Source organism: Nocardioides alcanivorans (assembly GCF_021555175.1).
Taxonomy (GTDB): Bacteria; Actinomycetota; Actinomycetes; order Propionibacteriales; family Nocardioidaceae; genus Nocardioides; species Nocardioides alcanivorans.
The window spans coordinates 1-21,174 of the sequence record NZ_JAKGRW010000013.1 but is presented as its reverse complement, the minus strand read 5'-3'; the positions used below and the strand labels follow the sequence as shown (position 1 = coordinate 21,174).

General features: G+C 67.7%; 20 protein-coding genes and 3 pseudogenes. 11 read left to right on the top strand and 12 right to left on the bottom strand.

Annotation, left to right across the window (positions count from 1 at the left end; all coding sequences use genetic code 11):
• Window positions 1–56 precede the first annotated feature (56 nt).
• The 5 genes from deoC to L1066_RS07715 all read left to right on the top strand — a co-directional run bounded on the left by deoC (window position 57) and on the right by L1066_RS07715 (window position 5,441).
• Window positions 57–1,016 carry a deoxyribose-phosphate aldolase gene (deoC, locus tag L1066_RS07735; protein ID WP_235735800.1) on the top strand — a complete coding sequence of 320 codons (960 nt, stop codon included), beginning with the start codon at window positions 57–59 and terminating at the stop codon, window positions 1,014–1,016.
• The gene (locus L1066_RS07730) at window positions 1,016–2,458 is read left to right on the top strand and encodes an aldehyde dehydrogenase family protein (RefSeq protein ID WP_235735799.1); all 1,443 of its coding nucleotides are present in this window, start codon (window positions 1,016–1,018) and stop codon (window positions 2,456–2,458) included. The genes deoC and L1066_RS07730 overlap by 1 nt, the downstream gene beginning before the upstream one ends.
• On the top strand, window positions 2,458–3,327 hold the full coding sequence (locus L1066_RS07725; RefSeq protein ID WP_235735798.1) for an aldehyde dehydrogenase family protein: 870 nt from the start codon (window positions 2,458–2,460) through the stop codon (window positions 3,325–3,327). The genes L1066_RS07730 and L1066_RS07725 overlap by 1 nt, the downstream gene beginning before the upstream one ends.
• Window positions 3,328–3,346: 19 nt before the next feature.
• The gene (locus L1066_RS07720) at window positions 3,347–3,913 is read left to right on the top strand and encodes a hypothetical protein (protein ID WP_235735797.1); all 567 of its coding nucleotides are present in this window, start codon (window positions 3,347–3,349) and stop codon (window positions 3,911–3,913) included.
• 388 nt (window positions 3,914–4,301) lie between these two features.
• The gene (locus L1066_RS07715; protein ID WP_235735796.1) at window positions 4,302–5,441 is read left to right on the top strand and encodes a chymotrypsin family serine protease; all 1,140 of its coding nucleotides are present in this window, start codon (window positions 4,302–4,304) and stop codon (window positions 5,439–5,441) included.
• Between the two features lie 136 nt (window positions 5,442–5,577).
• On the opposite strand, the gene L1066_RS07710 is transcribed toward L1066_RS07715, so the two are convergent.
• Window positions 5,578–6,339 carry a hypothetical protein gene (locus L1066_RS07710; protein ID WP_235735795.1) on the bottom strand — a complete coding sequence of 254 codons (762 nt, stop codon included), beginning with the start codon at window positions 6,337–6,339 and terminating at the stop codon, window positions 5,578–5,580.
• A complete protein-coding gene (locus tag L1066_RS07705) occupies window positions 6,336–6,953 on the bottom strand; it encodes an RNA polymerase sigma factor (protein ID WP_235735794.1) in 618 nt (205 codons plus the stop codon). Before L1066_RS07705 ends, L1066_RS07710 begins: the two co-directional genes overlap by 4 nt.
• Window positions 6,954–7,139: 186 nt before the next feature.
• Between L1066_RS07705 and L1066_RS07700 the strand changes: the two genes are divergently transcribed.
• Window positions 7,140–7,739 carry an ATP-binding protein gene (locus L1066_RS07700; protein WP_235735793.1) on the top strand — a complete coding sequence of 200 codons (600 nt, stop codon included), beginning with the start codon at window positions 7,140–7,142 and terminating at the stop codon, window positions 7,737–7,739.
• Here the strand turns inward: L1066_RS07700 and L1066_RS07695 are convergent.
• A pseudogene (locus L1066_RS07695) lies at window positions 7,729–8,798 on the bottom strand (adenosine deaminase). The gene L1066_RS07700 and the pseudogene L1066_RS07695 overlap by 11 nt on opposite strands.
• Before the next feature lie 109 nt (window positions 8,799–8,907).
• On the opposite strand from L1066_RS07695, the gene L1066_RS07690 reads away from it, so the two are divergent.
• The 5 genes from L1066_RS07690 (at window position 8,908) to L1066_RS07670 (ending at window position 12,378) form a co-directional block, all read left to right on the top strand.
• On the top strand, window positions 8,908–9,303 hold the full coding sequence (locus L1066_RS07690) for an acyl-CoA dehydrogenase family protein (RefSeq protein WP_235735792.1): 396 nt from the start codon (window positions 8,908–8,910) through the stop codon (window positions 9,301–9,303).
• Entirely contained in the window at window positions 9,258–10,220 is a 963-nt protein-coding gene (locus L1066_RS07685; protein ID WP_235735885.1) for an acyl-CoA dehydrogenase family protein, read from the top strand. Before L1066_RS07690 ends, L1066_RS07685 begins: the two co-directional genes overlap by 46 nt.
• A complete protein-coding gene (locus L1066_RS07680; protein WP_235735791.1) occupies window positions 10,217–11,326 on the top strand; it encodes a phosphotransferase family protein in 1,110 nt (369 codons plus the stop codon). Before L1066_RS07685 ends, L1066_RS07680 begins: the two co-directional genes overlap by 4 nt.
• A complete protein-coding gene (locus L1066_RS27565) occupies window positions 11,238–11,813 on the top strand; it encodes a MarR family winged helix-turn-helix transcriptional regulator (RefSeq protein ID WP_312007280.1) in 576 nt (191 codons plus the stop codon). The genes L1066_RS07680 and L1066_RS27565 overlap by 89 nt, the downstream gene beginning before the upstream one ends.
• A gap of 112 nt (window positions 11,814–11,925) precedes the next feature.
• Window positions 11,926–12,378, top strand: coding sequence for a MaoC family dehydratase (locus tag L1066_RS07670; RefSeq protein ID WP_235735788.1), 453 nt, complete (start codon window positions 11,926–11,928; stop codon window positions 12,376–12,378).
• A gap of 38 nt (window positions 12,379–12,416) precedes the next feature.
• On the opposite strand, the gene L1066_RS07665 is transcribed toward L1066_RS07670, so the two are convergent.
• The 9 genes and pseudogenes from L1066_RS07665 to L1066_RS07625 form a co-directional block, all read right to left on the bottom strand.
• Entirely contained in the window at window positions 12,417–13,703 is a 1,287-nt protein-coding gene (locus L1066_RS07665; RefSeq protein ID WP_235735787.1) for a thymidine phosphorylase, read from the bottom strand.
• A gap of 1 nt (window position 13,704) precedes the next feature.
• On the bottom strand, window positions 13,705–14,136 hold the full coding sequence (locus L1066_RS07660) for a cytidine deaminase (RefSeq protein WP_235735786.1): 432 nt from the start codon (window positions 14,134–14,136) through the stop codon (window positions 13,705–13,707).
• Between the two features lie 3 nt (window positions 14,137–14,139).
• Window positions 14,140–15,438 (bottom strand): ABC transporter permease, encoded by a 1,299-nt coding sequence (locus L1066_RS07655; RefSeq protein ID WP_235735785.1) that lies wholly within the window; start codon window positions 15,436–15,438, stop codon window positions 14,140–14,142.
• On the bottom strand, window positions 15,435–16,637 hold the full coding sequence (locus L1066_RS07650; protein WP_235735784.1) for an ABC transporter permease: 1,203 nt from the start codon (window positions 16,635–16,637) through the stop codon (window positions 15,435–15,437). Before L1066_RS07650 ends, L1066_RS07655 begins: the two co-directional genes overlap by 4 nt.
• A gap of 40 nt (window positions 16,638–16,677) precedes the next feature.
• Window positions 16,678–18,165 (bottom strand): annotated as a pseudogene (locus L1066_RS07645) (ABC transporter ATP-binding protein); the annotation flags it as partial.
• Between the two features lie 127 nt (window positions 18,166–18,292).
• Window positions 18,293–19,414, bottom strand: coding sequence for a BMP family lipoprotein (locus tag L1066_RS07640; RefSeq protein ID WP_235735782.1), 1,122 nt, complete (start codon window positions 19,412–19,414; stop codon window positions 18,293–18,295).
• Between the two features lie 151 nt (window positions 19,415–19,565).
• Window positions 19,566–19,841 carry a M20/M25/M40 family metallo-hydrolase gene (locus tag L1066_RS07635; protein WP_235735780.1) on the bottom strand — a complete coding sequence of 92 codons (276 nt, stop codon included), beginning with the start codon at window positions 19,839–19,841 and terminating at the stop codon, window positions 19,566–19,568.
• A gap of 187 nt (window positions 19,842–20,028) precedes the next feature.
• Window positions 20,029–20,493 (bottom strand): annotated as a pseudogene (locus tag L1066_RS07630) (M20/M25/M40 family metallo-hydrolase); the annotation flags it as partial.
• Window positions 20,415–20,768 (bottom strand): hypothetical protein, encoded by a 354-nt coding sequence (locus L1066_RS07625; protein WP_235735779.1) that lies wholly within the window; start codon window positions 20,766–20,768, stop codon window positions 20,415–20,417. The pseudogene L1066_RS07630 and the gene L1066_RS07625, both read right to left, overlap by 79 nt.
• Between the last annotated feature and the right edge of the window lie 406 nt (window positions 20,769–21,174).

The following is a 21,174-nucleotide window of genomic DNA, read 5'->3' as shown; positions in this document are numbered from 1 at the left end:
CTACGAGGTGACTTCGACACCGGGTCACCGCGGGCTTCCGTGCCTATGCTGGGGCGGTGACCCAGACACCGACGGCATCGGCCCGGGACCAGTTCGCCGACGTGACCTCCTCCGACGCGTCGCTGCGTCGCTTCCTGCACGGCCTCCCGGGCGTGGACCAGGTGGGAGCCGAAGCCCGTGTGGCCGGCTTGAGCACCCGCTCGATCAAGACCAGCGCCAAGGAGTTCGCCATCGACCTGGCGATCCGCATGGTCGACCTCACCACGTTGGAGGGACAGGACACCCCGGGCAAGGTGCGGGCACTGGCCAACAAGGCCCTGCGCCCCGATCCGTCCGATCCGACGTGCCCGCCCACTGCGGCCGTCTGCGTCTATCCCGACATGGTGGCCGACGTGAAGAGCGTCGTGGGCGACCTGGTCAAGGTCGCGGCCGTCGCCACCGCCTTTCCCAGTGGTCGCGCGGCCCTCGACATCAAGCTCGCCGACACCCGCGACGCCGTCGAGGCCGGCGCTGACGAGATCGACATGGTGATCGACCGCGGGGCCTTCCTGTCCGGGCGCTACCTGCAGGTCTTCGAGGAGATCGTCGCGGTCCGCGAGGCATGTGGGGATGCCCACCTCAAGGTGATCTTCGAGACCGGCGAGTTGCAGACCTACGACAACGTACGTCGTGCCTCCTGGCTCGCCATGATGGCCGGCGGACACTTCATCAAGACCTCCACCGGCAAGGTGTCCCCCGCCGCCACCCTCCCGGTGACGTTGGTGATGCTCGAGGCGGTGCGCGACTTCCGCGCCGCAACCGGGCAGATGATCGGCGTGAAGCCAGCCGGTGGCATCCGCACCACCAAGGATGCGATCAAGTATCTGGTGATGGTCAATGAGGTGGCAGGCCCTGACTGGCTGGATCCGGACTGGTTCCGCTTCGGCGCCTCGTCGCTGCTCAACGACCTGCTCATGCAGCGCACCAAGATGACCACCGGACGCTACTCCGGCCCCGACTACTTCACTTTGGACTGATGATGAGCAACGTGTTCGACTACGCCCCCGCGCCGGAATCGCGCGCGATCGTGGACATCAAGGCCTCCTACGGCCTCTTCATCAACGGGGAGTTCGTCGACGGTTCAGGTGCCTCGTTCAAGACCATCAACCCGGCCACCGAGGAGGTGCTCGCCGAGGTTGCCGCGGCATCCGCCGAGGACGTGGACGCCGCCGTACGCGCCGCCCGTCGTGCGCACACACGGGTCTGGTCGAAGCTGCCCGGCCGTGAGCGGGCGAAGTACCTCTTCCGCATCGCTCGGATCATCCAGGAACGGGCCCGCGAGCTCGCGGTCCTGGAGGCGATCGACAACGGGAAGCCGATCAAGGAGGCGCGTGACGTCGACGTACCCGTTGCGGCAGCGCACTTCTTCTACTACGCCGGATGGGCCGACAAGCTCGAGTACTCCGGCTACGGCAGCCAGTCGATGGGCGTGGCCGCCCAGGTCATCCCCTGGAACTTCCCCCTGCTGATGCTGGCGTGGAAGATCGCCCCGGCGCTCGCCGCTGGCAACACCGTCGTGTTGAAGCCGGCCGAGACCACGCCGCTGACGGCGCTCCTCTTCGCCGAGATCTGCCAGCAGGCCGATCTCCCTGCCGGGGTCGTCAACATCATCACCGGTGCAGGCGACACCGGCCAGGCACTCGTCGCCCACGATGACGCCGACAAGGTCGCGTTCACCGGGTCGACCGAGGTCGGGAAGGCGATCGCTCGTACCGTCGCTGGCACCAGCAAGCGCGTCACTCTCGAACTGGGCGGCAAGGCCGCCAACATCGTCTTCGACGACGCCCCCATCGACCAGGCCGTCGAAGGGATCGTCAGCGGCATCTTCTTCAACCAGGGGCACGTGTGCTGCGCCGGCAGCCGTTTGCTGGTGCAGGAGTCCGTGGCCGACGAGGTGCTCGAGCGTCTCAAGGCCCGGATGAGCACGCTGCGCGTGGGCGACCCGCTCGACAAGAACACCGACATCGGCGCAATCAACTCCGCCGAACAGCTGGCCCGCATTCGTGAGCTCTCCGACATCGGCGAGCAGGAGGTGGCCGGCGAGCGCTGGTCCCCGGCGTGCGACCTGCCCGAGAAGGGTTTCTGGTTCCCTCCGACGGTGTTCACCGGCGTCACCCAGGCCCACCGGATCGCGCGCGAGGAGATCTTCGGCCCGGTGCTCTCCGTCCTGACCTTCCGCACGCCCGCAGAAGCCGTCGAGAAGGCGAACAACACGCCGTACGGCCTCTCCGCCGGGGTGTGGACCGAGAAGGGGTCGCGGATCCTCTGGATGGCCGACAAGCTGCGGGCCGGCGTGGTGTGGGCCAACACGTTCAACAAGTTCGACCCCACCAGCCCGTTCGGTGGCTACAAGGAGTCCGGTTACGGACGTGAGGGAGGCCGCCACGGCCTCGAGGGCTACCTGAAGGGAATCGGCTGATGGCGCGCGTCGACGTGAGGAAGACCTACAAGCTCTTCATCGGGGGCGCATTCCCCCGATCGGAGTCCGGCTACTCCTACGAGGTGCACGACAGCTCGGGAGTGTTCATGGCCAACGCGTCCCTCGCCTCCCGCAAGGACGCCCGCGACGCGGTCGTCGCCGCCCGCAAGGCCTTCGGCGGTTGGTCGACACGGACCGCCTACAACCGGGCGCAGATCCTCTACCGGATCGCCGAGGTCATGGAGGACCGACGGCCGCAGTTCGTGGATGCCGTGGTCCGTTCCGAAGGCCTCACCCCGGCGCGGGCCAACAAGGTCGTCGACGAGGCGATCGATCGCCTCGTCTGGTACGCCGGGTGGTCCGACAAGATCGGGCAGGTCACCGGCAGCGCCAACCCGGTCGCGGGCCCCTTCTTCAACCTCTCGTCCCCCGAGCCCACCGGCGTGGTCGCGGTGCTCGCGCCGCAGGGGTCCAGCCTGCTCGGCCTGGTCTCGGTGGTGGCACCTGCCATCACGACCGGCAACGTGGTCGTCGTGGTCTCGTCCCACGAGCGCCCGCTGCCTGCGGTCACGTTCGCCGAGGTGCTCGCCACCTCCGACGTGCCCGGCGGTGTCGTCAACGTCCTCACCGGATCCGCGGCCACCGTCGGCCCGTGGCTGGCCGGCCACATGGACGTGAATGCCATCGACCTCACCGGCGTCGCCGGCGATCTCGACCTCGCGCGCGACCTCGAGATCGCGGCGGCCGACAACCTGAAGCGGGTACGCCGGGCTCCGGCCGCCGAGCCCGACTGGTCGACCGACCCGGGGATCGAACCGATGACCTGGTTGCTGGAGACCAAGACCGTCTGGCACCCGATCGGCATCTGAGCTCCGAACCGCGCCGCCCGTGAGGTCTTTGCCCGACGGCCCGCTGCGTCAGCCCGATCAGTTCAGCTGCGGCGCAGCGGTCGTGGTGGTGTATCGGATGCTCCACGATGGGGCGTACGCCGAGGAGACCGCTGGGCGGTTCGGCGACGAAGTTCTCACCACGCACCGCCGTCTCCTGCGACTGCGCGGAAGCGACGGACGCCTGCAGCTGCCATGGCCCCGGTTCCTGGGTACTCCGCCCTGGGCGTTGGCCCGCGCCCTCGGCATCGCCGGCGGCTGCCGCCACCGAGTCCGGTGGATCCCGCCGTGGCGACGTGCCCGGGCCTTGGCCGACGTGAGGGCAGCCCTCACGTCCGGCCCTGTGGCCGTGTATGTCGGCAGTCGCTGGCTTCCCCGTCACGTGCTCTTGGTGATCGACCCCGAGCTGCACACCTACGACCCGGCGCACGGTGACGTCGTCCTCCTGGACTCGACCGCCTTCGCGAGGCCCAAGCTCGCATTGCGACGCTGGGGACATCCGTGGGCCTGGATCGAGACAGACGCAGGTGACTCGACCAACTGCTCGAGCGAGACAGCAGCAGATTAGCTCCAAGCCATGGAAGGCCTTGCAGGAAGCACGACATTCTGCGGAAGTGGACGTGCCGAGGGCGTGCTCGGGCGGATTCCGCCCAGTCCTCAGAACCTCTTAGCCAAGTGGCCCGTGCCCTCGAGCACAAACTACGTGAGGTCTTGTCGGTGTCAGCGGCGATATCTCGCCGATGACCGGATTCTTAGCACGCTGGTGACAACTTCTGCGCATAAGTGGAGCAGCTGGGCCCAAACCCGTTGGCTGGCTTCGTTGGTCCACCTTAGGTTCTGGCGCAAAAGGACGAAGGGCCCCTGGAACGAACTCAGCGAGAGATTTGAGAATGACGATACGAAGACCAGCACTATTGACAGCGTCGCTTGTCGGGATCAGCGCGCTGGGCGCGAGCGTGCCATGGGCATCCCACGCCGAGCCGGGCGGAAAACCACCAGAGACCGACATCTCCACGCAAGCGATCGACGCCTCGACCGACGTGAGTGAGTGGGCAACCCGTCACTGGAAGGAGGACGGATACGGGAAGGTCGTCGTCGACAAAACCAAAGCGAGAGTCCGGATCTACTGGAGGGGTCGGCCTCCCCGGGACATCGCAGCACGGGACGGCGAGATCACCGACGGCGTCACCGTGGACGTCGTCCCCAGCCCCCACAGCGACGAGGACTTGTCTGTCGTCAGTCGCAAGCTCCTGGCGGACAACCGAACGATCGTATACATCCATCCGAACGACGATCTGTCAGGTCTCGTCGTCGCCGTGGACGAGACCGCCACCGCGACCGAGCGGGCGCGAGCGATCTCCGAGATCGCTGCCCGGAGTGAAGTGCCAGTCACGATCATCAAAGACACTCCGTGGGAAGACGCCACCCGATGGAACGACTCGGCGCCTTGGCAAGGCGGATCAATCCTCAACTTCGCAGGGAACGGTTGCAGCTCGGCCTTCACCGCAGTCACCCCCAGCGGCGCCGGCAGGCTCATCAGCGCGGCCCACTGCGCCACCGGCACCGGAGGCGTGGTCCGCGACGGCGCCGGTGAACGCATCGGAACGGTCTCCCGTCGGGCGCCCGCCTATGACGCCCTGCTCATCGACCCCGACACCGGAACCATCGGCAAGGTATTCGGCGGCCCGTGGAACGCAGGTACCGGCCACAGTCGGTACCAGAGCTGGGTTGGCGGATCCGCCGCACCTGCTGAAGGGCAGCGCGTGTGCACATCCGGCGCCATGAGCGGGGAACACTGCAACCTCCTCATCAAGAAGACCGGGGTGTGGAAGAAGTGCGTGGGAGGGACGGTCGACTGCCAAGGCTTCATTTCAATGAACGCCAGTGGCGGTGTGGCCATTTCGGGTGCAGACAGCGGTGGCCCGGTCTACATCAAGCGAAGTGATGGCAAGGTCGGAGCGCGGGGTGTCATCTCGCAAGGGAACAAGCCGGTCATCTGCGGATCTACCGCAGCCCCGACCACCTGCTACAACAAGGTCTTCTCGATCGGCATCCACAAGATCGAGAACAGGTTTGGCATCAGTGTTGAACACTAAACCGTCCGTCTGGATGGCCAATGCACCTCACCACCGAGGCAGGCCAACGTTGCAGCGCATGAGGGTGGTTTCCCAGCGGGGAGAACCACCCTCATGCGACGTTCTGCGCGGAACCCCTCTGCGGGTGACACGCTTCTTACCCGCGCCCGCTACTCTGAAAGGGCCACGACCCGTCGACGAATTCGTCCTTGGTGAACTTGACGACGACCGGTATGCCTGCAACCTCGGCGAGCAGCTCCTCCAGAACAGCAGCGTCGAGAGTGTTGCCTGTCTTCACGACGACTACGACGAGCGCGGAAAAATCCTTGGATGGGAACGTGTGCGAAACCCTGACGGCGCCCGTCAAGGATCCATGGTGATTGAGAACCTGCCGCGCGGCTACGGCCATGTCCGAGTCGCTGTAGGGGACGTCGATGATGTCGACCGCGACGCCGTCGATCGTCATGCCACGCAACCTCTCGATGTCGGGCGGCGGGCTACCGCGCCAGAACACCCGGACGGCCGCAGCTTCATAGTCGACCGTGACCTTTCCATAGCCAGGTTCTCGCCAAAAGCCAGACGCTCGTGCGCTGACCCTGTCGACCGCGCTTCGTATGTCTGGTCGACCAAGCGGTGGCGACTTCTCATTGGACGAGGTGAACGTGCCTTCGCCGACAGCTTGCCGATCGTTCTGCGCGCCGAACGGCCGCGGCGCCACTGCTGCCGCGCCGATGACCGCCACGACCGCTGCTGTCACCAGCAGCGGAGCCGTGGAGCGGCGTCGCTGCCTCCGAGGCCCTCCGAGGTCTTGCGGGGGTGCGTTCACGCTCAGGTCTTGAAGAGCGTCGTCGCCAATCTCATGGAGGGCTCCTCGGAGACGTGTCTCCAGGTCGTCATCGATGGTTCTCTTCTCACTCATTGACAACCTCCTGTGCCGAGGATCTTCCGGAGTTTGCGCAGTGCACGGCTGCGGACCACACGTACGCTGTTGGGCGCGAGCCCCACCACGTCGGCGATGTCGACGTCATCAAGGTCCAGGTAGTAGCTGAGGACCACGACCGCACGCTGGCGGTGCGGCAAGGCAGCGAGCGCCGAGAGAACCTCCACCTTTCCGAAGGTGTCCGTTTGAGTCGCATGTCGCCGATGCCACTCAGCGCGGAGCTGCTCGTCCCGGCGCCGGTCTCGTCTCCGCCGCCGCCCGCTATCTGAGCAGGCATTGGCCACCGCTCGACGTGCGTATGCGTCGTGATCCAAGACTTCCGTCATGTCCTTCTTCAGGAGCCGCTCGATCACATCATGGACCGCATCCTGCGCTGCTTCTGCGCTGCCTGTCAGGACATAGGCGTAAGCGACCCAGTGATCGCGGTTGTCCGCGACGAATACGGAGATGTCGAGTCGGCTGCTCGATGATGGGCTCACCGACACGGCAAGTCTTGGGTTTGCGGCCATGTAGAAGAGACGCAGATCGAGGACCAATTCGTAACAGCCGCGTTGAACTTTCTGGGCTGAGTTGCCCGCACGGTTGTCAGACACGATGGTAAGACCACGTGCCCAATGGTGCAGCATGTGCTATCAACCGTCGTGGGTTCTCGTGGCCGCAGAATCGTTGCCTGCAGAACTACGATTCGGCCACTCTGAGACGACACTCACGTCTCGACACACCTGCCCGACCCTCCCGAGCCACCCAACAACTTACGGATCTAGGCTTAGAATCCTCCGGTGCGCGCCCAGGTGATCGTCCTCGCCGGACCATCAGGTGCCGGTAAGTCCCGGCTGGCAGAGCGTACCGGACTCCCCGTGCTGCGGCTCGACGACTTCTACAAGGACGAGGGCGATCCCTCCCTCCCGCGGATCCTCGAGGGCGCCAACACCGGACTCGTGGACTGGGATCATCCCGACTCCTGGCTGCCCGCCGACGCCATCGCCACGATCGAGAAGCTCTGCAGCGACGGTACGGCGGCGACACCGGTCTACGACATCTCCCGCAGCGGGCGGTGTGGCGAGCAGACGCTCGATCTCGCCGGCCATGCGCTGTTCCTCGCCGAGGGCATCTTCGCCCAGGACGTCGTGGCGGCCTGCCGAGAGCGCGGCCTGCTGGCTGCTGCCTTCTGCGTGCGCCAGCAGCCACTGGTGACCTTCTGGCGGCGACTGACCCGTGACCTGCGCGAGCACCGCAAACCGCCGCTGGTGCTGATACGTCGTGGTCTGGCGCTGATGCGTGCCCAGCGCTCCGTCGTCGCCGACGCCGTCGTGAAGGGCTGCGCCCCGGTCACCCCGGACCAGGCGAACATCCAGATCCGGGAGATCCTCAGGAAGTGAGCGAGGCGTAGCCGGGCTTGATGACCTCTTCGATCAGCTTCAACCGCTCGTCGAACGGCAGGAACGCCGACTTCATGGCGTTGATGGTGAACCACCGCAACTCGCTGAACCCGTAGCCGAAGGCCTCGGAAAGCGCATGCATCTCCTTGCTCATCGAGGTGCCGCTCATCAGTCGGTTGTCGGTGTTGACGGTGACCCGGAAGCGCAGGTCGGTGAGCAGCCCGATCGGGTGCTCCGCGATCGAGGCAGCGGCACCGGTCTGCACGTTGGAGGCGGGGCACAGTTCGAGCGGGATCCGCTTGTCGCGGACGTAGGCGGCCAACAGGCCGAGCTGCGCCTGCCCCGAGTCGGTGACGGTGACGTCATCGACGATGCGTACGCCATGACCCAGCCGGTCGGCACCACACCACTGGAGTGCCTGCCAGATCGACGGCAGCCCGAACGCCTCGCCGGCATGGATGGTGAAGTGTGCGTTCTCGCGCTGGAGGTACTCGAACGCGTCCAGGTGCCGGGTCGGAGGGAACCCGGCCTCCGCGCCGGCGATGTCGAAGCCGGCAACACCACGATCCCGCCAGGCCACCGCAAGTTCCGCGATCTCCCGCGATCGGGCCTGGTGGCGCATCGCCGTGAGCAGTTGCCGCACCACGATCCGGTCGCCCGAAGCGGCCACTCCCTCATCGAAGCCCTGCTGCACAGCGGCCACGACCTCGTCCAGGGTGAGGCCACGCTCGACATGCTGTTCGGGCGCATACCGGATCTCGGCGTACACGACGCCGTCCGCGACCAGATCCTCCACGCACTCCCGCGCGACTCGCGTGAGCGCCGAGGCAGTCTGCATGACACCGACGGTGTGCTGGAAGGTCTCGAGATAGCGCTCGAGCGAGCCTGAGTCGGCTGCCGCGGTGAACCAACGGCCGAGTTCAACCGGGTCGTCGACCGGGAGCGTGTGGCGGTGCTCGAGAGCGAGCTCGGCGATCGTCCCAGGTCGCAGCCCCCGTCGAGGTGGTCGTGAAGCAACACCTTCGGCGCCTGCCGGCACTCCTCGATCGTCAACGTCATGACCCCATCATGGCCCACCACCGCCTCGGGGCGCGCTCGCCGCGCAGCCGGTCGCACCCAACGGGAGCAGATCGGCATTGGTTGACCCAGGTAAGCAATTATCGCGGTCATGACGTGGGATTTCAGAACCGAGCCCGAACTCCAGGAAGACCTCGACTGGATCGCCTCCCTGGTCGATGAGATCGAACTGCTCGACCTGGTGCGCGACCGGATGTCACGCCACCAGTGGTTGGCGGTGACGGCTCCGCTCAAGCAGCGGGTCCGTGAACGCGGCCTGTGGGCCGCACACCTCGATCCCGACCTCGGCGGCCAAGGCCTGGGGCAGCTCCCCCTTGCCCTGATGCACGAGATCCTCGGCCGCACCATGTCGGCACCGGAGATCTTCGGCAACCAGGCTCCCGACTCCGGCAACAGCGAGTTGCTCGCGGTCGGGGCCACCCCGAGCAGCGCGAACGCTGGCTGGACCCGCTGCTCGAAGGCAGGCTCACCAGCTGCTTCGCCCTGACCGAACCACATGTCGCAAGCTCGGATCCCACGGCGATCACCACCGCCGCCGTACGCGCCGGTGACGACTGGGTGATCAACGGTCACAAATGGTTCGCCTCCAACGCGAGCTTCGCCGACTTCCTCTTGGTCTTCGCCGTCACCGATCCCGGCGCGGAGCGCCACCGCAGGGCATCGATGTTCGTCGTCGAGCGCGACACCCCCGGCCTGGAGATCCTGCGTGACGTGCCGACGATGCACCACCCCTACGAGGCAGCGGCGCCCCGGTGGTACGGCGGCCACGCCGAGGTGAGGTTCGTCGACTGCCGGGTGCCGGCGGCGAACATGATCGGCGACCCTGGCGACGCATTCCTGCTCGCCCAGCGTCGACTCAACGGAGGACGCATCCACCATGCGATGCGCTGGGTGGGCCAGTGCCGCCGCGCGTTCGACATGATGTGCGAACGCGCCGTGTCGCGTGAGTTGAAGGGCGCACCCCTGGGCGATCGGCAGCTGGTGCAGCAGATGATCGCCAGGTCGAGCATCGAACTCGAGGCCTTCCGCCTGCTGACCTTGCGGACGGCGTGGACGTGGGACAACGAGGGACCGAAGGCGGCTCGCCAGATGGTCTCCGAGATCAAGCTCTGGGGTGCCCAGGTGCTGCACGACGTCGTCGACCGGGCGATCCAGGTGCACGGCGCCCTCGGTTATTCCAGTGACCTGCCCCTGGAGGAGATGTATCGCACCGCTCGCAACTTCCGGATCTCGGACGGCGCGGACGAGGTGCACATCGAGACCATCGCCCGCTCGGTGCTCCGCCACTACGCGCCGGTCGAGGGCCACCCGTCCGAGCACGTCCCGACCCGGCTCGCCAGGGCTGAGACGAAGTACGCCGCGTTCCTCGGCCACGACGCCGCGTCGCAGGAGCTGGGTTCATGAACCCGACCGATCCCACCCGGCACCCCGAGATCGACGGCGTCCCGGCAGCTCCGCTGAGAGCGTGGCTGACCGGCCAGGGCCTGCTGACACCCGACGCCCCCGCCCTGCTGCTCACCCGGCTCGCCGGCGGCTCCTCCAACCTCACCGTCCGGGTCCAGAGCGGCGACGCCGACTGGGTGCTGCGGCGAGCCCCGGTGCGGGGCGGGGTCGGCAATGCCCACGACATGCTGCGCGAACATCGCATCCAGCAGGCGCTGACGATCGCGGCCCAGGAACAGGGACGCGACCTGGCGCTCCCCACCGTCGTCGCGCCGTGCGAGGACGAGGAGGTCATCGGCGCCCCCTTCTACCTGATGGAACGGCTCGACGGCTTCACCCACTCCCCCGCGACCCTGACGGCGATGTCGGACGGCGATGTCCACCGCGCCGGCCTGGCACTGGCCACCTGCCTGGCCCAGGTGCACGCCGTCGACCCGTCACGATCGGCCGGGTTCGACGAGTTCCGACGCCCGGAGCCGTACGCCGACCGGCAGCTCCGGCGCTGGCAGGGCCAGTGGGTGCGTTCGCGAGAGGCCACGGGCCTGGGGGACGAGCCCGCCCTCGACAGGTCCTTCGACTGGCTCGTGACGAACAGGCCACCACCCCAGGCCCCACGGATCGTGCACGGCGACTACGCGTTCGCCAACGTCATGTTCCACCGTGACCGGCCCACGGTGGTCCAGGCGGTCCTCGACTGGGAGCTCACGTCGCTGGGTGATCCGCTGGCAGACCTCGGGATCCTCTGCGCCTACTTCTCGGAGGCGGGACGCATCATCGACTCGGCAGCCGAGACGGCGCTCTGCCACCCCACGACGGTGCCCGCGCTGCCGGGGCCCGACGAGCTCGCCGCGGCCTATGCGGCTGCCGGCACGGGTGCCGACCTGGAGCACCTCGGCTGGTACGTCACCCTGGCCACGGCACGCCTGGCGGTCATCGTCGCCGGGGCTCTCATCAGGCTTCCCGCGAAGACGAGTTCCGGTGTCGACCGGCGATCGATCGTGGAGTCCCAGGTGCGCAGTCTCGCGGAGGCAGCCGAAGCCGGAACCCGACGGGGTCGGACGACGTGAACCGTCGAGGACTCGATCCGACCGTCCGCGATGCCGTCAACGACGCGATCGGGGTGGTTGCGCGCTTCTCCAACAGCAGGGGCTCTCCTCCGTCCACGCCGCGGCCACCGGCATCGAACTCCCGCTGACCGCCGTGGCGGTCCTGGGACACCTCGCGAAGGTGGGCGATCTCCGGATGTCGGACCTGTCCCGCGAGCTGCGCATCGCACGTCCTCCGATGTCTCGACAGCTCACCTCCCTGGTCGAGAACCGACTGGTCGAGCGGCACCCGGACCCGGACGACAAGCGGGCGACCCTGGTCTCGATCACCGACGCGGGCCGTGAAGCACTCGCCCGCTTCGACGAGGCCAACACCGCCCTCCTCGGGGAGGCGCTCGCGGGCTGGAGCGAGGCCGACCTCGTCGACCTCACCACCGGGATGCGCCGGCTCATCGCCGATCTCCGTCGTGGTCGACCGGCCGACTCGCCCGGCACCGCCTTCTCCTGACGAGATCACCGCCGATCCGCAGCGTGTTCTGGTGGTCAGGTCAACCGGTGATTGCGTAGGTTCTGGACAAGAGTTCCCCGAGCCCGACGGACGCAGCCGGAAGGAGCACAACATGAGGGTCTTCACCACGTTCGACGAGGTCGCCGAGGCCGCTGGCAAGGAGCTGGGTGCCTCCGACTGGGTCACGGTCGACCAGCGTCGGGTCAACCAGTTCGCCGAGGCCACCGGTGACCACCAATGGATCCACGTCGACCTCGAACGCGCCAAGGACGGTCCGTTCGGTGGCACGATCGCCCACGGCTATCTCACCTTGTCGCTGCTCCCGTGGCTCGGCAGTCAGGTCTTCACCCTGCAGACGCCGGGCGCCAAGCTCAACTACGGGGTCAACAAGGTGCGCTTCCCGAACCCGGTCAAGGTCGGTTCCAAGGTGCGCGTCGTCGTCACCATGGGTCAGGTCGTCGACATCCCGGCGGGCAAGCAGCTCACCGTCAATCACGTCATCGAGATCGAGGGCGAGGAGAAGCCCGCCTGCGTCGCCGAGACCGTGGTGCTGCTGCTCCCCTGACGCCGCGCGACAACACGTGCTGTGTGCTGCTCCGCTGGTCAGGAAAGGCGATCGATGACCAGCGGAGCAGCCTCGAACGGGGTCCCGGCCGGGGCGATGTCGTAGCCGCCCTCCAGCGACTCCAGGGCGCGAGCGAACCGCTCCGGCGCGTCGGTCTGGAGGGTGAAGAGGGGCGCGCCCTCCACGACGGAGTCACCGGGGCGGGCGTGCCACGTGATGCCAGCTGCCGCCTGCACCGGGTCCTCCTTGCGCGCCCGGCCGGCTCCGAGACGCCAGGAGGCCACGCCGACCGAGAGTGCGTCGAGACGGGTGAGTACGCCGCTACTCGGCGCAGCGACCACGTGCGTCTCCTTCGGAGTCGGCATCGGTGCGTCCGGGTCGCCGTCCTGCGCCCGGATCATGGCGCGCCACACGTCCATCGCCTTGCCCGAGGCGAGCACGTCGGCGGGGTCGACGTCGTCACGCCCCGCACCGGCGAGCATCTCGCGCGCCAGCGCGACGGTCAGCTCGACCACGTCAGCGGGCCCACCACCGGCGAGCACCTCGACCGACTCCGCAACCTCGACGCCGTTGCCGGCCGTGAGTCCGAGCGGCGTGGCCATGTCGGTGACCAGCGCGACAGTGTTGACGCCGGCGTCCTGCCCGAGTGCCACCATCGTGGCGGCCAGCTCGCGGGCATCATCGATGTTCTTCATGAACGCACCGGAGCCCACCTTCACGTCGAGCACGAGCGAGCCGGTGCCCTCGGCGATCTTCTTCGACATGATCGACGAGGCGATCAGCGGAATTGCCTCGACGGTCCCAGTGACGTCGCGCAGTGCATAGAGCTTCTTGTCGGCCGGCGCCAGTCCGTCCCCCGCCGCGCAGATGACCGCACCGACGTCCTCGAGCTGCCGCATCATCTCGTCGTTGCTCAGGGTTGCGCGCCATCCCGCGACGGCCTCGAGCTTGTCGAGCGTGCCGCCGGTGTGGCCGAGCCCGCGCCCGGAGAGCTGGGGTACGGCGACACCGCAGGCAGCGACGAGCGGTGCGAGTGGGAGCGTGATCTTGTCTCCCACACCACCGGTCGAGTGCTTGTCCGCCGTCGGTCGGGAGAGGGACGAGAAGTCCATCCGCTCCCCCGAGGCGATCATCGCGCCGGTCCAACGTGCGATCTCCGCGCGGTCCATGCCGTTGAGCAAGATGGCCATGGCCAGGGCCGCCATCTGCTCGTCCGCCACACCACCACGGGTGTAGGCGTCGATCACCCAGTCGATCTGGGAGTCGCTCAACCGTCCCCCGTCACGCTTGGCGTGGATGACCTCGACGACGTCGTGCTGCTCCATCTCATTCCCCTCCGGCCTTCGAGGCCAGGTCTGCGGGCCCGAATGCGTCGGGCAACACCTCGCGCATGCTGCGCACTCCGGAGACGGTGAGGCAACGCAGCTCGTTGCCTCCGTGCTCGACGAGCAGCTGCCGGCACCGACCGCACGGCATGATCACGTCGCCCGCGCCGTTGACGCAGACGAAGTGGGTCAGCTTGCCGCCCCCGGTCACGTGGAGCGACGACACCAACCCGCACTCGGCGCACAACGTGACGCCGTACCCCGCGTTCTCCACGTTGCAGCCGACGACGACCCGGCCGTCGTCGACGCGGGCCGCGGCCCCCACGCGGTAGTGGGAGTACGGCGCGTAGGCGTGCGTGGAGGCCTCAACCGCTGCAGCCAGCAGCGCCGGCCAGTCGTCGGCCGGGTCCCAGCTCTCCTGGTCGGGATACATGTGTCAGCCCTTCGTGTAGGGCTCGCCGTCGGCAGCGGGCGGACGGACCCGACCGACGAAGCCGGCGACGGCGATGATCGTCGCCAGGTAGGGGGCCGCGCCCAGCAGCTCGGTCGGCAGCTTGCCGGCGAAGCTCAGTTGGTTCTGCAGGTTCCACATGAAGCCGAAGAAGACGCCGGCGAAGGTCGCCCCCACCGGGTGCCAACGGCCCATGATCACGGCGGCCAACGCGATGAAGCCGGTGCCTGAGGAGGCGTCGCGGTCGAAGGCTCCCGTCGAGCCGACGGTGTAGAGCGCGCCGCCCAGTCCGGCGAAGACGCCGCCCAGGAGCACTGCCTGCCAACGCACCCGGTTGACATTGATGCCGACGGTGTCGGCCGCCTTCGGGTGCTCGCCGACCGATCGCACCCGCAGCCCCCAACGGGTCTCGAACAGCAGGAAGGTGACGACCACGACCGACGCATACATGACGTAGATCAGCAGGTTCTGGTTGAAGAGCGCCGGACCGATCACAGGGATGTCGCTGAGGCCCGGGATCGCGATGTTGCTGAGGATCGGCGGATCGTTGAAGTACTTCTTGATGTCGGGGTCGGTCGGGATCTGTCCTGCCAGGAAGGTCGTGAGACCGGTCGCCAGAGCGACGAGCACGACGCCCAGCACCACCTGGTTCATCTGGTAGCGCAGTGCGAAGAGCCCGAGCAGGGCTGCCATGCCCACGCCCGCGAGGATGCCGCCGACGAGACCCATCTCCGCGCTGTAGGCGAGACTCGCAGCAACCGAGGCGAAGAAGGCACCCATGAGGAACTGGCCCTCGATCGCGATGTTGATGACACCCGCTCGCTCACACAGGCAGCCGGCGAGTGCGCCGAGCACGATCGGCGCTGCGATCCTGACGGTGCCCGGGAGCGGATTCGCGATGGAGGCCGCAAAACCCTCCTGGTCGGCGTACGCCCACATCAGGAAGCCGGCATAGAACGACAGGCCCACCGCCAGCGAGAACAGCCCACCGATCCACCGCCGCGGATAGCGGTTGACCGCCGCCAGCACCAGCGCCACCGCACAGACGATGATCGCGATCCACGACACCAGCGCGCCGTCCAACGGCTTGGGCGGTGAGTCCTTGCTCCGCTTCTCGGTGAGCAGGTAGGTGACGTTGGGGTCGTCGATGTCGAACTTCATCCACACGAGCAGCAGGGTCGCGAGAGCGAAGACGACGACCAGTCGGATCTGCCGGGCGACATCGGCCCGGTCCCGCACCTCGGGCACCTCGTCTGTCACGGGAGCCTCGGCCAGCGCGCTCATCCGCCCCACCCCTTCGCCATCACGGTGCCTCCACCGTCACCACCCCGCATCCGGGTGATGCCCCGGATCAGGGCCGGTGCGGCCACGAACAAGACGATCAGTGCCTGCAGCACCTGTGCCATCTCCGGCGGCACGCCGGCTCCACTCTGCATGGCCAGGCCACCCGAGGAGAGCGCGCCGAACAGCAGACCCGCCAGCACGGTGCCGAGCGGCGTCGCGCGCCCCAGCAGGGCCACGGTGATCGCCTCGAAGCCGACCTGGCCGGCGATGTTCTCGGTCACGGCGTCCTGGCGACCCAGCACGTTCATCGTCACCGCCAGCGCCGCGAGCATGCCCGCGATCATCATGCCCGCGACGTAGACCCGCGCCACGCTCATGCCCGCGGTGCGCGCGGCGTCAGGATTGGCACCGACGGCGCGCATCTCGAAGCCGAGGGTGCTGCGTTCGAGCAGCCACCACACGAGTCCGGCAGCGACGAGCGCCAGGATCACCCCGAGGTGGAGGCCACCCACCGATGGGAAGCTCGCGCTGTCGGCCACCGGCGGCGTCAGCAGGTTGTTGGAGTTGGGCCGCTGGAAGGTGTCCTTGGCCAGGAAGTAGAGCACGATGAACCCGGCGACGTGGTTGAGCATGATCGTCACGATCACCTCGTGGGCACCGGTGCGCGCCTTCAGCAGACCTGCGATGCCGCCGTAGAGGCCACCGGCCACCAGCGCGGCGAGCAGGGCCGCGACGAGGTGGATGCCCGGGGGCAGGTCGTAGTGGAACCCGACATAGCCACCGGCCAGGGCGCCGAGGAGCATCTGGCCCTGGGCACCGATGTTGAACAGGCCGGAACGGAACGCAAGGCTGACACCGAGACCCGCACAGATGAGCGGCGCTGCGCGTTCGAGCGTACGGCGGATGGCGGTTCCCGAACCCACCGCGCCGTCGACGAGGCTCGAGTAGGCATCCCAGACGGCCGTGCCCGCGAACCTGAAGAAGTCCCAGGGGTAGCTGAAGAAGTAGCCGAGGGAGTCGATGACGTCCTCGGTGGAGAAGATGATCAAGATGGCGCCGATGATCAGCGCGAGCCCGATGGCGACGATGGTGTCGACCACGGTCGGCAACCATGCCGTGAGACCACCCCGCGTGGTCGGCTCGTCCGGCTCCGGCGGCGGTGCCGCCTCGACGGTCCCGGCTCCTGACTGGTCGCTCATCAGGCAGCCCCTCCCCGTTCGTGGGCGCTTCGCCCCCGGCTCCGGCCATCAACAGTCCGATCTCCTCACGGGGGATGTCCGGACCGACGATGCCGGCGATGCGTCCGTCGTACATGACCGCGATCCGGTCGGACAGCGCATAGATCTCGTCGAGCTCGGTGGACACGATGATCACCGCAGTGCCCGTGTCACGTTCGGCAATGATCCGTTTGTGGATGAACTCGATCGACCCCACGTCGACCCCACGGGTCGGCTGGGAGGCGATGAGCACCTTGAGCGGGCGCGAGAACTCACGGGCCACCACCACCTTCTGCTGGTTGCCTCCCGAGAGCGAGGCGACCGGAGTCTCGGCGGACTCGGTGCGGATGTCGAACTCCTGGATGCGGTGCTCGGCGTTGCGCGCGATCGCCTCCAGGGCGAGGGCGCCGTGCTTGGAGAACTCCTCGTTGCGGTAGAGATCGAGCACCAGGTTCTCGCGGACGCTGAAAGTGCCGACGTAGCCGTCGTGGGAGCGGTCCTCGGGCACGTAGCCGATGCCAGCCGCCAGCGACTTCTTCGGACCCTGCTTGGAGATGTCCCTGCCGTCGAGCTTGACGGTGCCGGCGTCGGGCTTGACCAGGCCCATGAGGGCCTTGATCAATTCGGTCTGGCCGTTGCCCTGCACGCCCGCGACGCCGAGCACCTCGCCGGCGCGGGCCTCGAACGAGACGTCCTTGACGACCTGGTGACCGCGCGGATCGACGACGGTCATGCCCTCCACCGAGAGGACGACCTCGCCGACCTCTGCCTCGGGCTTGTCGACCCGCAGCTGCACGGAGCGACCGACCATCATCTCGGCGAGCTCGGCCTCGGTCGCGTCAGGCCTGGCAGTGCCGACGACCTTGCCGCGTCGGATCACGCTGATCTTGTCGCCGACGGCCTTGACCTCGCGCAGCTTGTGGGTGATGAAGATGATCGAGGTGCCGCGCGCCTTGAGGTCGCGCATGATGCGCATGAGTTCGTCGATCTCCTGCGGAGTGAGCACCGCCGTGGGCTCGTCGAGGATCAACACCCGGGCATCGTTGGCGAGCGCCTTGAGGATCTCGACGCGTTGCTGCACGCCCACCGGCAGGTCCTCGACCAGCCGGTCGGGATCGACGCGCAGGCCGTGCTCGTCGGAGAGCTCGCGCACCCGCTTCGCAGCGGCATGCCGATTGAGCACACCGCCCCCGCGGGTCTGTTCACGACCGAGCATCACGTTCTCGGCCACGGTGAAGACCGGCACCAGCATGAAGTGCTGATGGACCATGCCGATGCCAGCGGCAATGGCGTCGCTGGGGTCGTTGAAGTCCACCGGCTCACCATCGACGAGGATCTCGCCCTCAGTTGGCTCCAACAGCCCGTAGAGCATGTTCATCAGCGTCGACTTGCCTGCGCCGTTCTCCCCCAGCAGGCAGTGGATCTCACCCGGTTCGATGGTCAGGTCGATCGCGTCGTTGGCGGTGAACGAACCGAACCGCTTGGTGAGACCCCGGATCTCGAGTTTCATCTCGCTCCTCCGCACCGGGCCCCACGGGTGGGACCGCCGGTGCTCAGCATGACACTTGCGAATCGAAAGGTCGGGGCGTGGACACGCCCCGACCTTTCGTCGTGTCCGACCGACAGGCCGGGATCGCTCAGCCGATGGTGATCGTGCCGTCGATGATCTGCTGGGAGAGCTCCTGGATCTTGGCGTCGAGCTCGTCGTCGATGTCGGCCTGGGGGCCGTAGTCGGCCAGGCTCACGCCACCGTTCTCGAGGGTGCCCTCGTAGAGCTCGTTGGTGAACTCGCCGTTGGCGGACTCGCGGATGGCTTCCAGCACGGAGACGTCCATGCCCTTGACCACGGAGGTCAGCAGGGAGTCGCAGTACTCGGCCGCCGAGACGCAGCCGTCAGTGTCGACCCAGATGCCCCAGACGCTGTTGTCCTGGGCAGCCTGCAGACCACCGAGTCCGGCGGGACCCGCGACTGGGAAGATGACGTCGGCGCCCTGGCCGATCATCTCCTCCGCGATGTTCTGGCCCTTGGTCTTGTCGCCGAAGTCGTTCGTGAAGGAGCCGGTCTTCGGCTTGGCGGGGTCCCAGCCGATGACCTGGACGTCGGCGTCGTTGTCCTCGTTGTACTTCTGGACGCCGTGGAAGAAGCCGTCCATGAAGATGGTGACCGTCGGGATGTTGACGCCACCGAAGGTGCCGACCACGCCGTTCTCGCTCTTGGCCGCAGCCAGGTAGCCAGCCAGGTAGGAAGGCTGGGCGGTGTCGTAGGTCAGGCCCTTGAGGTTGTTGGGAGCGGTGTTCTCGCCCGCCTCGTCGATGTAGGCGAAGTCGACGATCGAGAAGTCGATGTCCTTGTTCTTGTTGGCGGCCTTGAGGGTGGCGTCACCGAGCAGGAAGCCGACGGTGGTGATGCTGTTGCAGCCCGCCTGGACCATCTCGTTGATGTTGTCCTCGAACTCGGTCTGCGCGTGCGACTCGATCTCGCCGGTCTGCACACCGAGCTGCTCGACAGCCTGCTTCAGGCCGTCGTGGGAGGTCTGGTTGAAGGACTTGTCGTCGAAGCCGCCGTCGTCGGAGACCATGCAGGCCTTGAAGTCGGGGTGGCTCTCGGTCGGGGCCGCGGACTCCGACTCGGTGGTCTCGCTGGTGGAGTCGGTGTTGTTGCTGCTGCTGTTGTCGTCCGAGTCGTCACGATCACCGCAGGCGGTGAGTGCGAGGGTGGTGACCAGGATGGCTGCAGCTACTCGAGCCGTCTTCTTCACGGCGGTCCTCCTGAGGGTTCGTGGACGGCCGCACCGCGGCCACTCGGCAGCACCCTAAGTCACGTACTCGCGCCGGGAACCACATGCGCGCAAATAGTTACCGTGCAGTGACCGAACCGTCTTGAGCGGACCTGCGTGGCGGGTCGGCCGCTCAGTGACGCAGCGCGAGCAGTGCCGTCTCCGCCAGCACCCGGGCACCGATCGCAACGGCCCGCTCGTCGACGCGCAGGTCCCCTTGGTGGAGGTCGTACGTCGTGCCGCCCGGCGTACGTGTGCCGAGGCGTCCCATCGCTCCCGGGATGCGGTCGAGGTACCACCCGAAATCCTCCCCGCCAAGGCTCTGGCGGGTGGGTACGTGGCCGGCCGGGCCGAGCACCGACTCCACAGCACGGCCGAGCAGGGCGGTGGCGGTGTGGTCGTTGACCACCGGGGAACGCCACGCTGGTAGGAGATCTCCGCCGTGATGCCGTAGGGCGCGATGATCTGGGCGACGAGCTCACGCACGAGGTCCTCGGCCTCGGCCCAGGCGACGGCGTCGAGCATCCGCACCGTCCCCCGAGGTGGCCAGTGGCGGGGATGACGTTGAGTGCCGACCCGGCACTGACCATGCCCCAGACCAGGCTCGCACCGGCTCGCGGATCGAGGCGGCGCGACAAGATGGCGGGCAGCTCGGTGACGAGCTTGGCCAGGGCGAAGGTGAGGTCCTCGGTGAGGTGGGGACGCGAAGTGTGGCCGCCCTTGCCGATCAAGGTGATGCCCAGCGCATCGGCGGCTCCGGTGAGCGGCCCGTCACGCAGACCGACCTCACCCACGTCGAGGCTGGGGTCGCAGTGCAGGCAGAAGACGTGCGAGACGTCGTCGAGGGCACCGAGCGAGAGCAGCTCGAGCGCGCCGCCTGGCATGACCTCCTCGGCGGGCTGGAAGAGGAGCCGGACCCGACCGGGCAACAGCCCTGCGGCATGCACCCGGGCCAGCGCACGGCCGGCACCGACGAGTGCGGTCACGTGCACGTCGTGCCCGCACGCGTGGGCGACACCGGGCACCGTGGAGGCCCAGGGCGCGCCGGTGCGGTCCTCCACCGGGAGCGCGTCGAGGTCGGCACGCAGTGCGACCAGTGGCCCGTTCTCCCCACCTCGGCCACCAGCCCGCTGCGCGGGAGGCGCCGTACCCGCAGCCCCGCCGCCTCGAGGCGCGTCGCGACGCGCTCCGTGGTGCGAGCCTCCTGCCAGGAGAGCTCGGGGTGGGCGTGCAGGTCGCGGCGGAACTCCAAGAGCTCCGGCTCCAGTTCCCGGATACTGCCGGCGATCAGACCGGCAGCCGGGTCGGTCGCCGCGGCGGTGGGTGAAGTGGACATCGAGGTCACTCTACGGCCGGTCCCCCCTCGCCCCCGCTGTCCACCCCGTTGGTCGAGCCCGTCGAGACCAGACCGGAGGTCGAGCCCGTCGAGACCACCCCGCCGCCCACCACCGGAGGTCGGGCCCGTCGAGACCGGTTCGTTGGTCAAGCCCGTCGAGACCCACCCCCGTTGGTCGAGCTTGTCGAGACCACCCCGGAGGTCGAGCCTGTCGAGACCACCCCGCCGCCCGCCACCGGAGGTCGAGCCTGTACTCCGTTGGTCGAGCTTGTCGAGACCGGTTCGGTGGTCGAGCTTGTCGAGACCACCCCGCCTCCCACCCCGGAGGTCGAGGCCCGTCGAGACCCCCACCCCCACCGGAGGTCGAGCTTGTCGAGACCGCGTCCCGGCGCCCACCCCGCTGGTC

What these genes read in the sequence shown, in the direction of transcription:
- L1066_RS07730 (WP_235735799.1), top strand. Translation starts at nt 1,016, where the DNA reads ATGATGAGCAACGTGTTCGACTACGCCCCCGCGCCGGAATCGCGCGCG.
- L1066_RS07725 (WP_235735798.1), top strand. Translation starts at nt 2,458, where the DNA reads ATGGCGCGCGTCGACGTGAGGAAGACCTACAAGCTCTTCATCGGGGGC.
- L1066_RS07710 (WP_235735795.1), bottom strand. Translation starts at nt 6,339, where the DNA reads ATGAGTGAGAAGAGAACCATCGATGACGACCTGGAGACACGTCTCCGA.
- L1066_RS07690 (WP_235735792.1), top strand. Translation starts at nt 8,908, where the DNA reads ATGACGTGGGATTTCAGAACCGAGCCCGAACTCCAGGAAGACCTCGAC.
- L1066_RS07680 (WP_235735791.1), top strand. Translation starts at nt 10,217, where the DNA reads ATGAACCCGACCGATCCCACCCGGCACCCCGAGATCGACGGCGTCCCG.
- L1066_RS07670 (WP_235735788.1), top strand. Translation starts at nt 11,926, where the DNA reads ATGAGGGTCTTCACCACGTTCGACGAGGTCGCCGAGGCCGCTGGCAAG.
- L1066_RS07665 (WP_235735787.1), bottom strand. Translation starts at nt 13,703, where the DNA reads ATGGAGCAGCACGACGTCGTCGAGGTCATCCACGCCAAGCGTGACGGG.
- L1066_RS07660 (WP_235735786.1), bottom strand. Translation starts at nt 14,136, where the DNA reads ATGTATCCCGACCAGGAGAGCTGGGACCCGGCCGACGACTGGCCGGCG.
- L1066_RS07655 (WP_235735785.1), bottom strand. Translation starts at nt 15,438, where the DNA reads ATGAGCGCGCTGGCCGAGGCTCCCGTGACAGACGAGGTGCCCGAGGTG.
- L1066_RS07650 (WP_235735784.1), bottom strand. Translation starts at nt 16,637, where the DNA reads ATGAGCGACCAGTCAGGAGCCGGGACCGTCGAGGCGGCACCGCCGCCG.
- L1066_RS07625 (WP_235735779.1), bottom strand. Translation starts at nt 20,768, where the DNA reads ATGTCCACTTCACCCACCGCCGCGGCGACCGACCCGGCTGCCGGTCTG.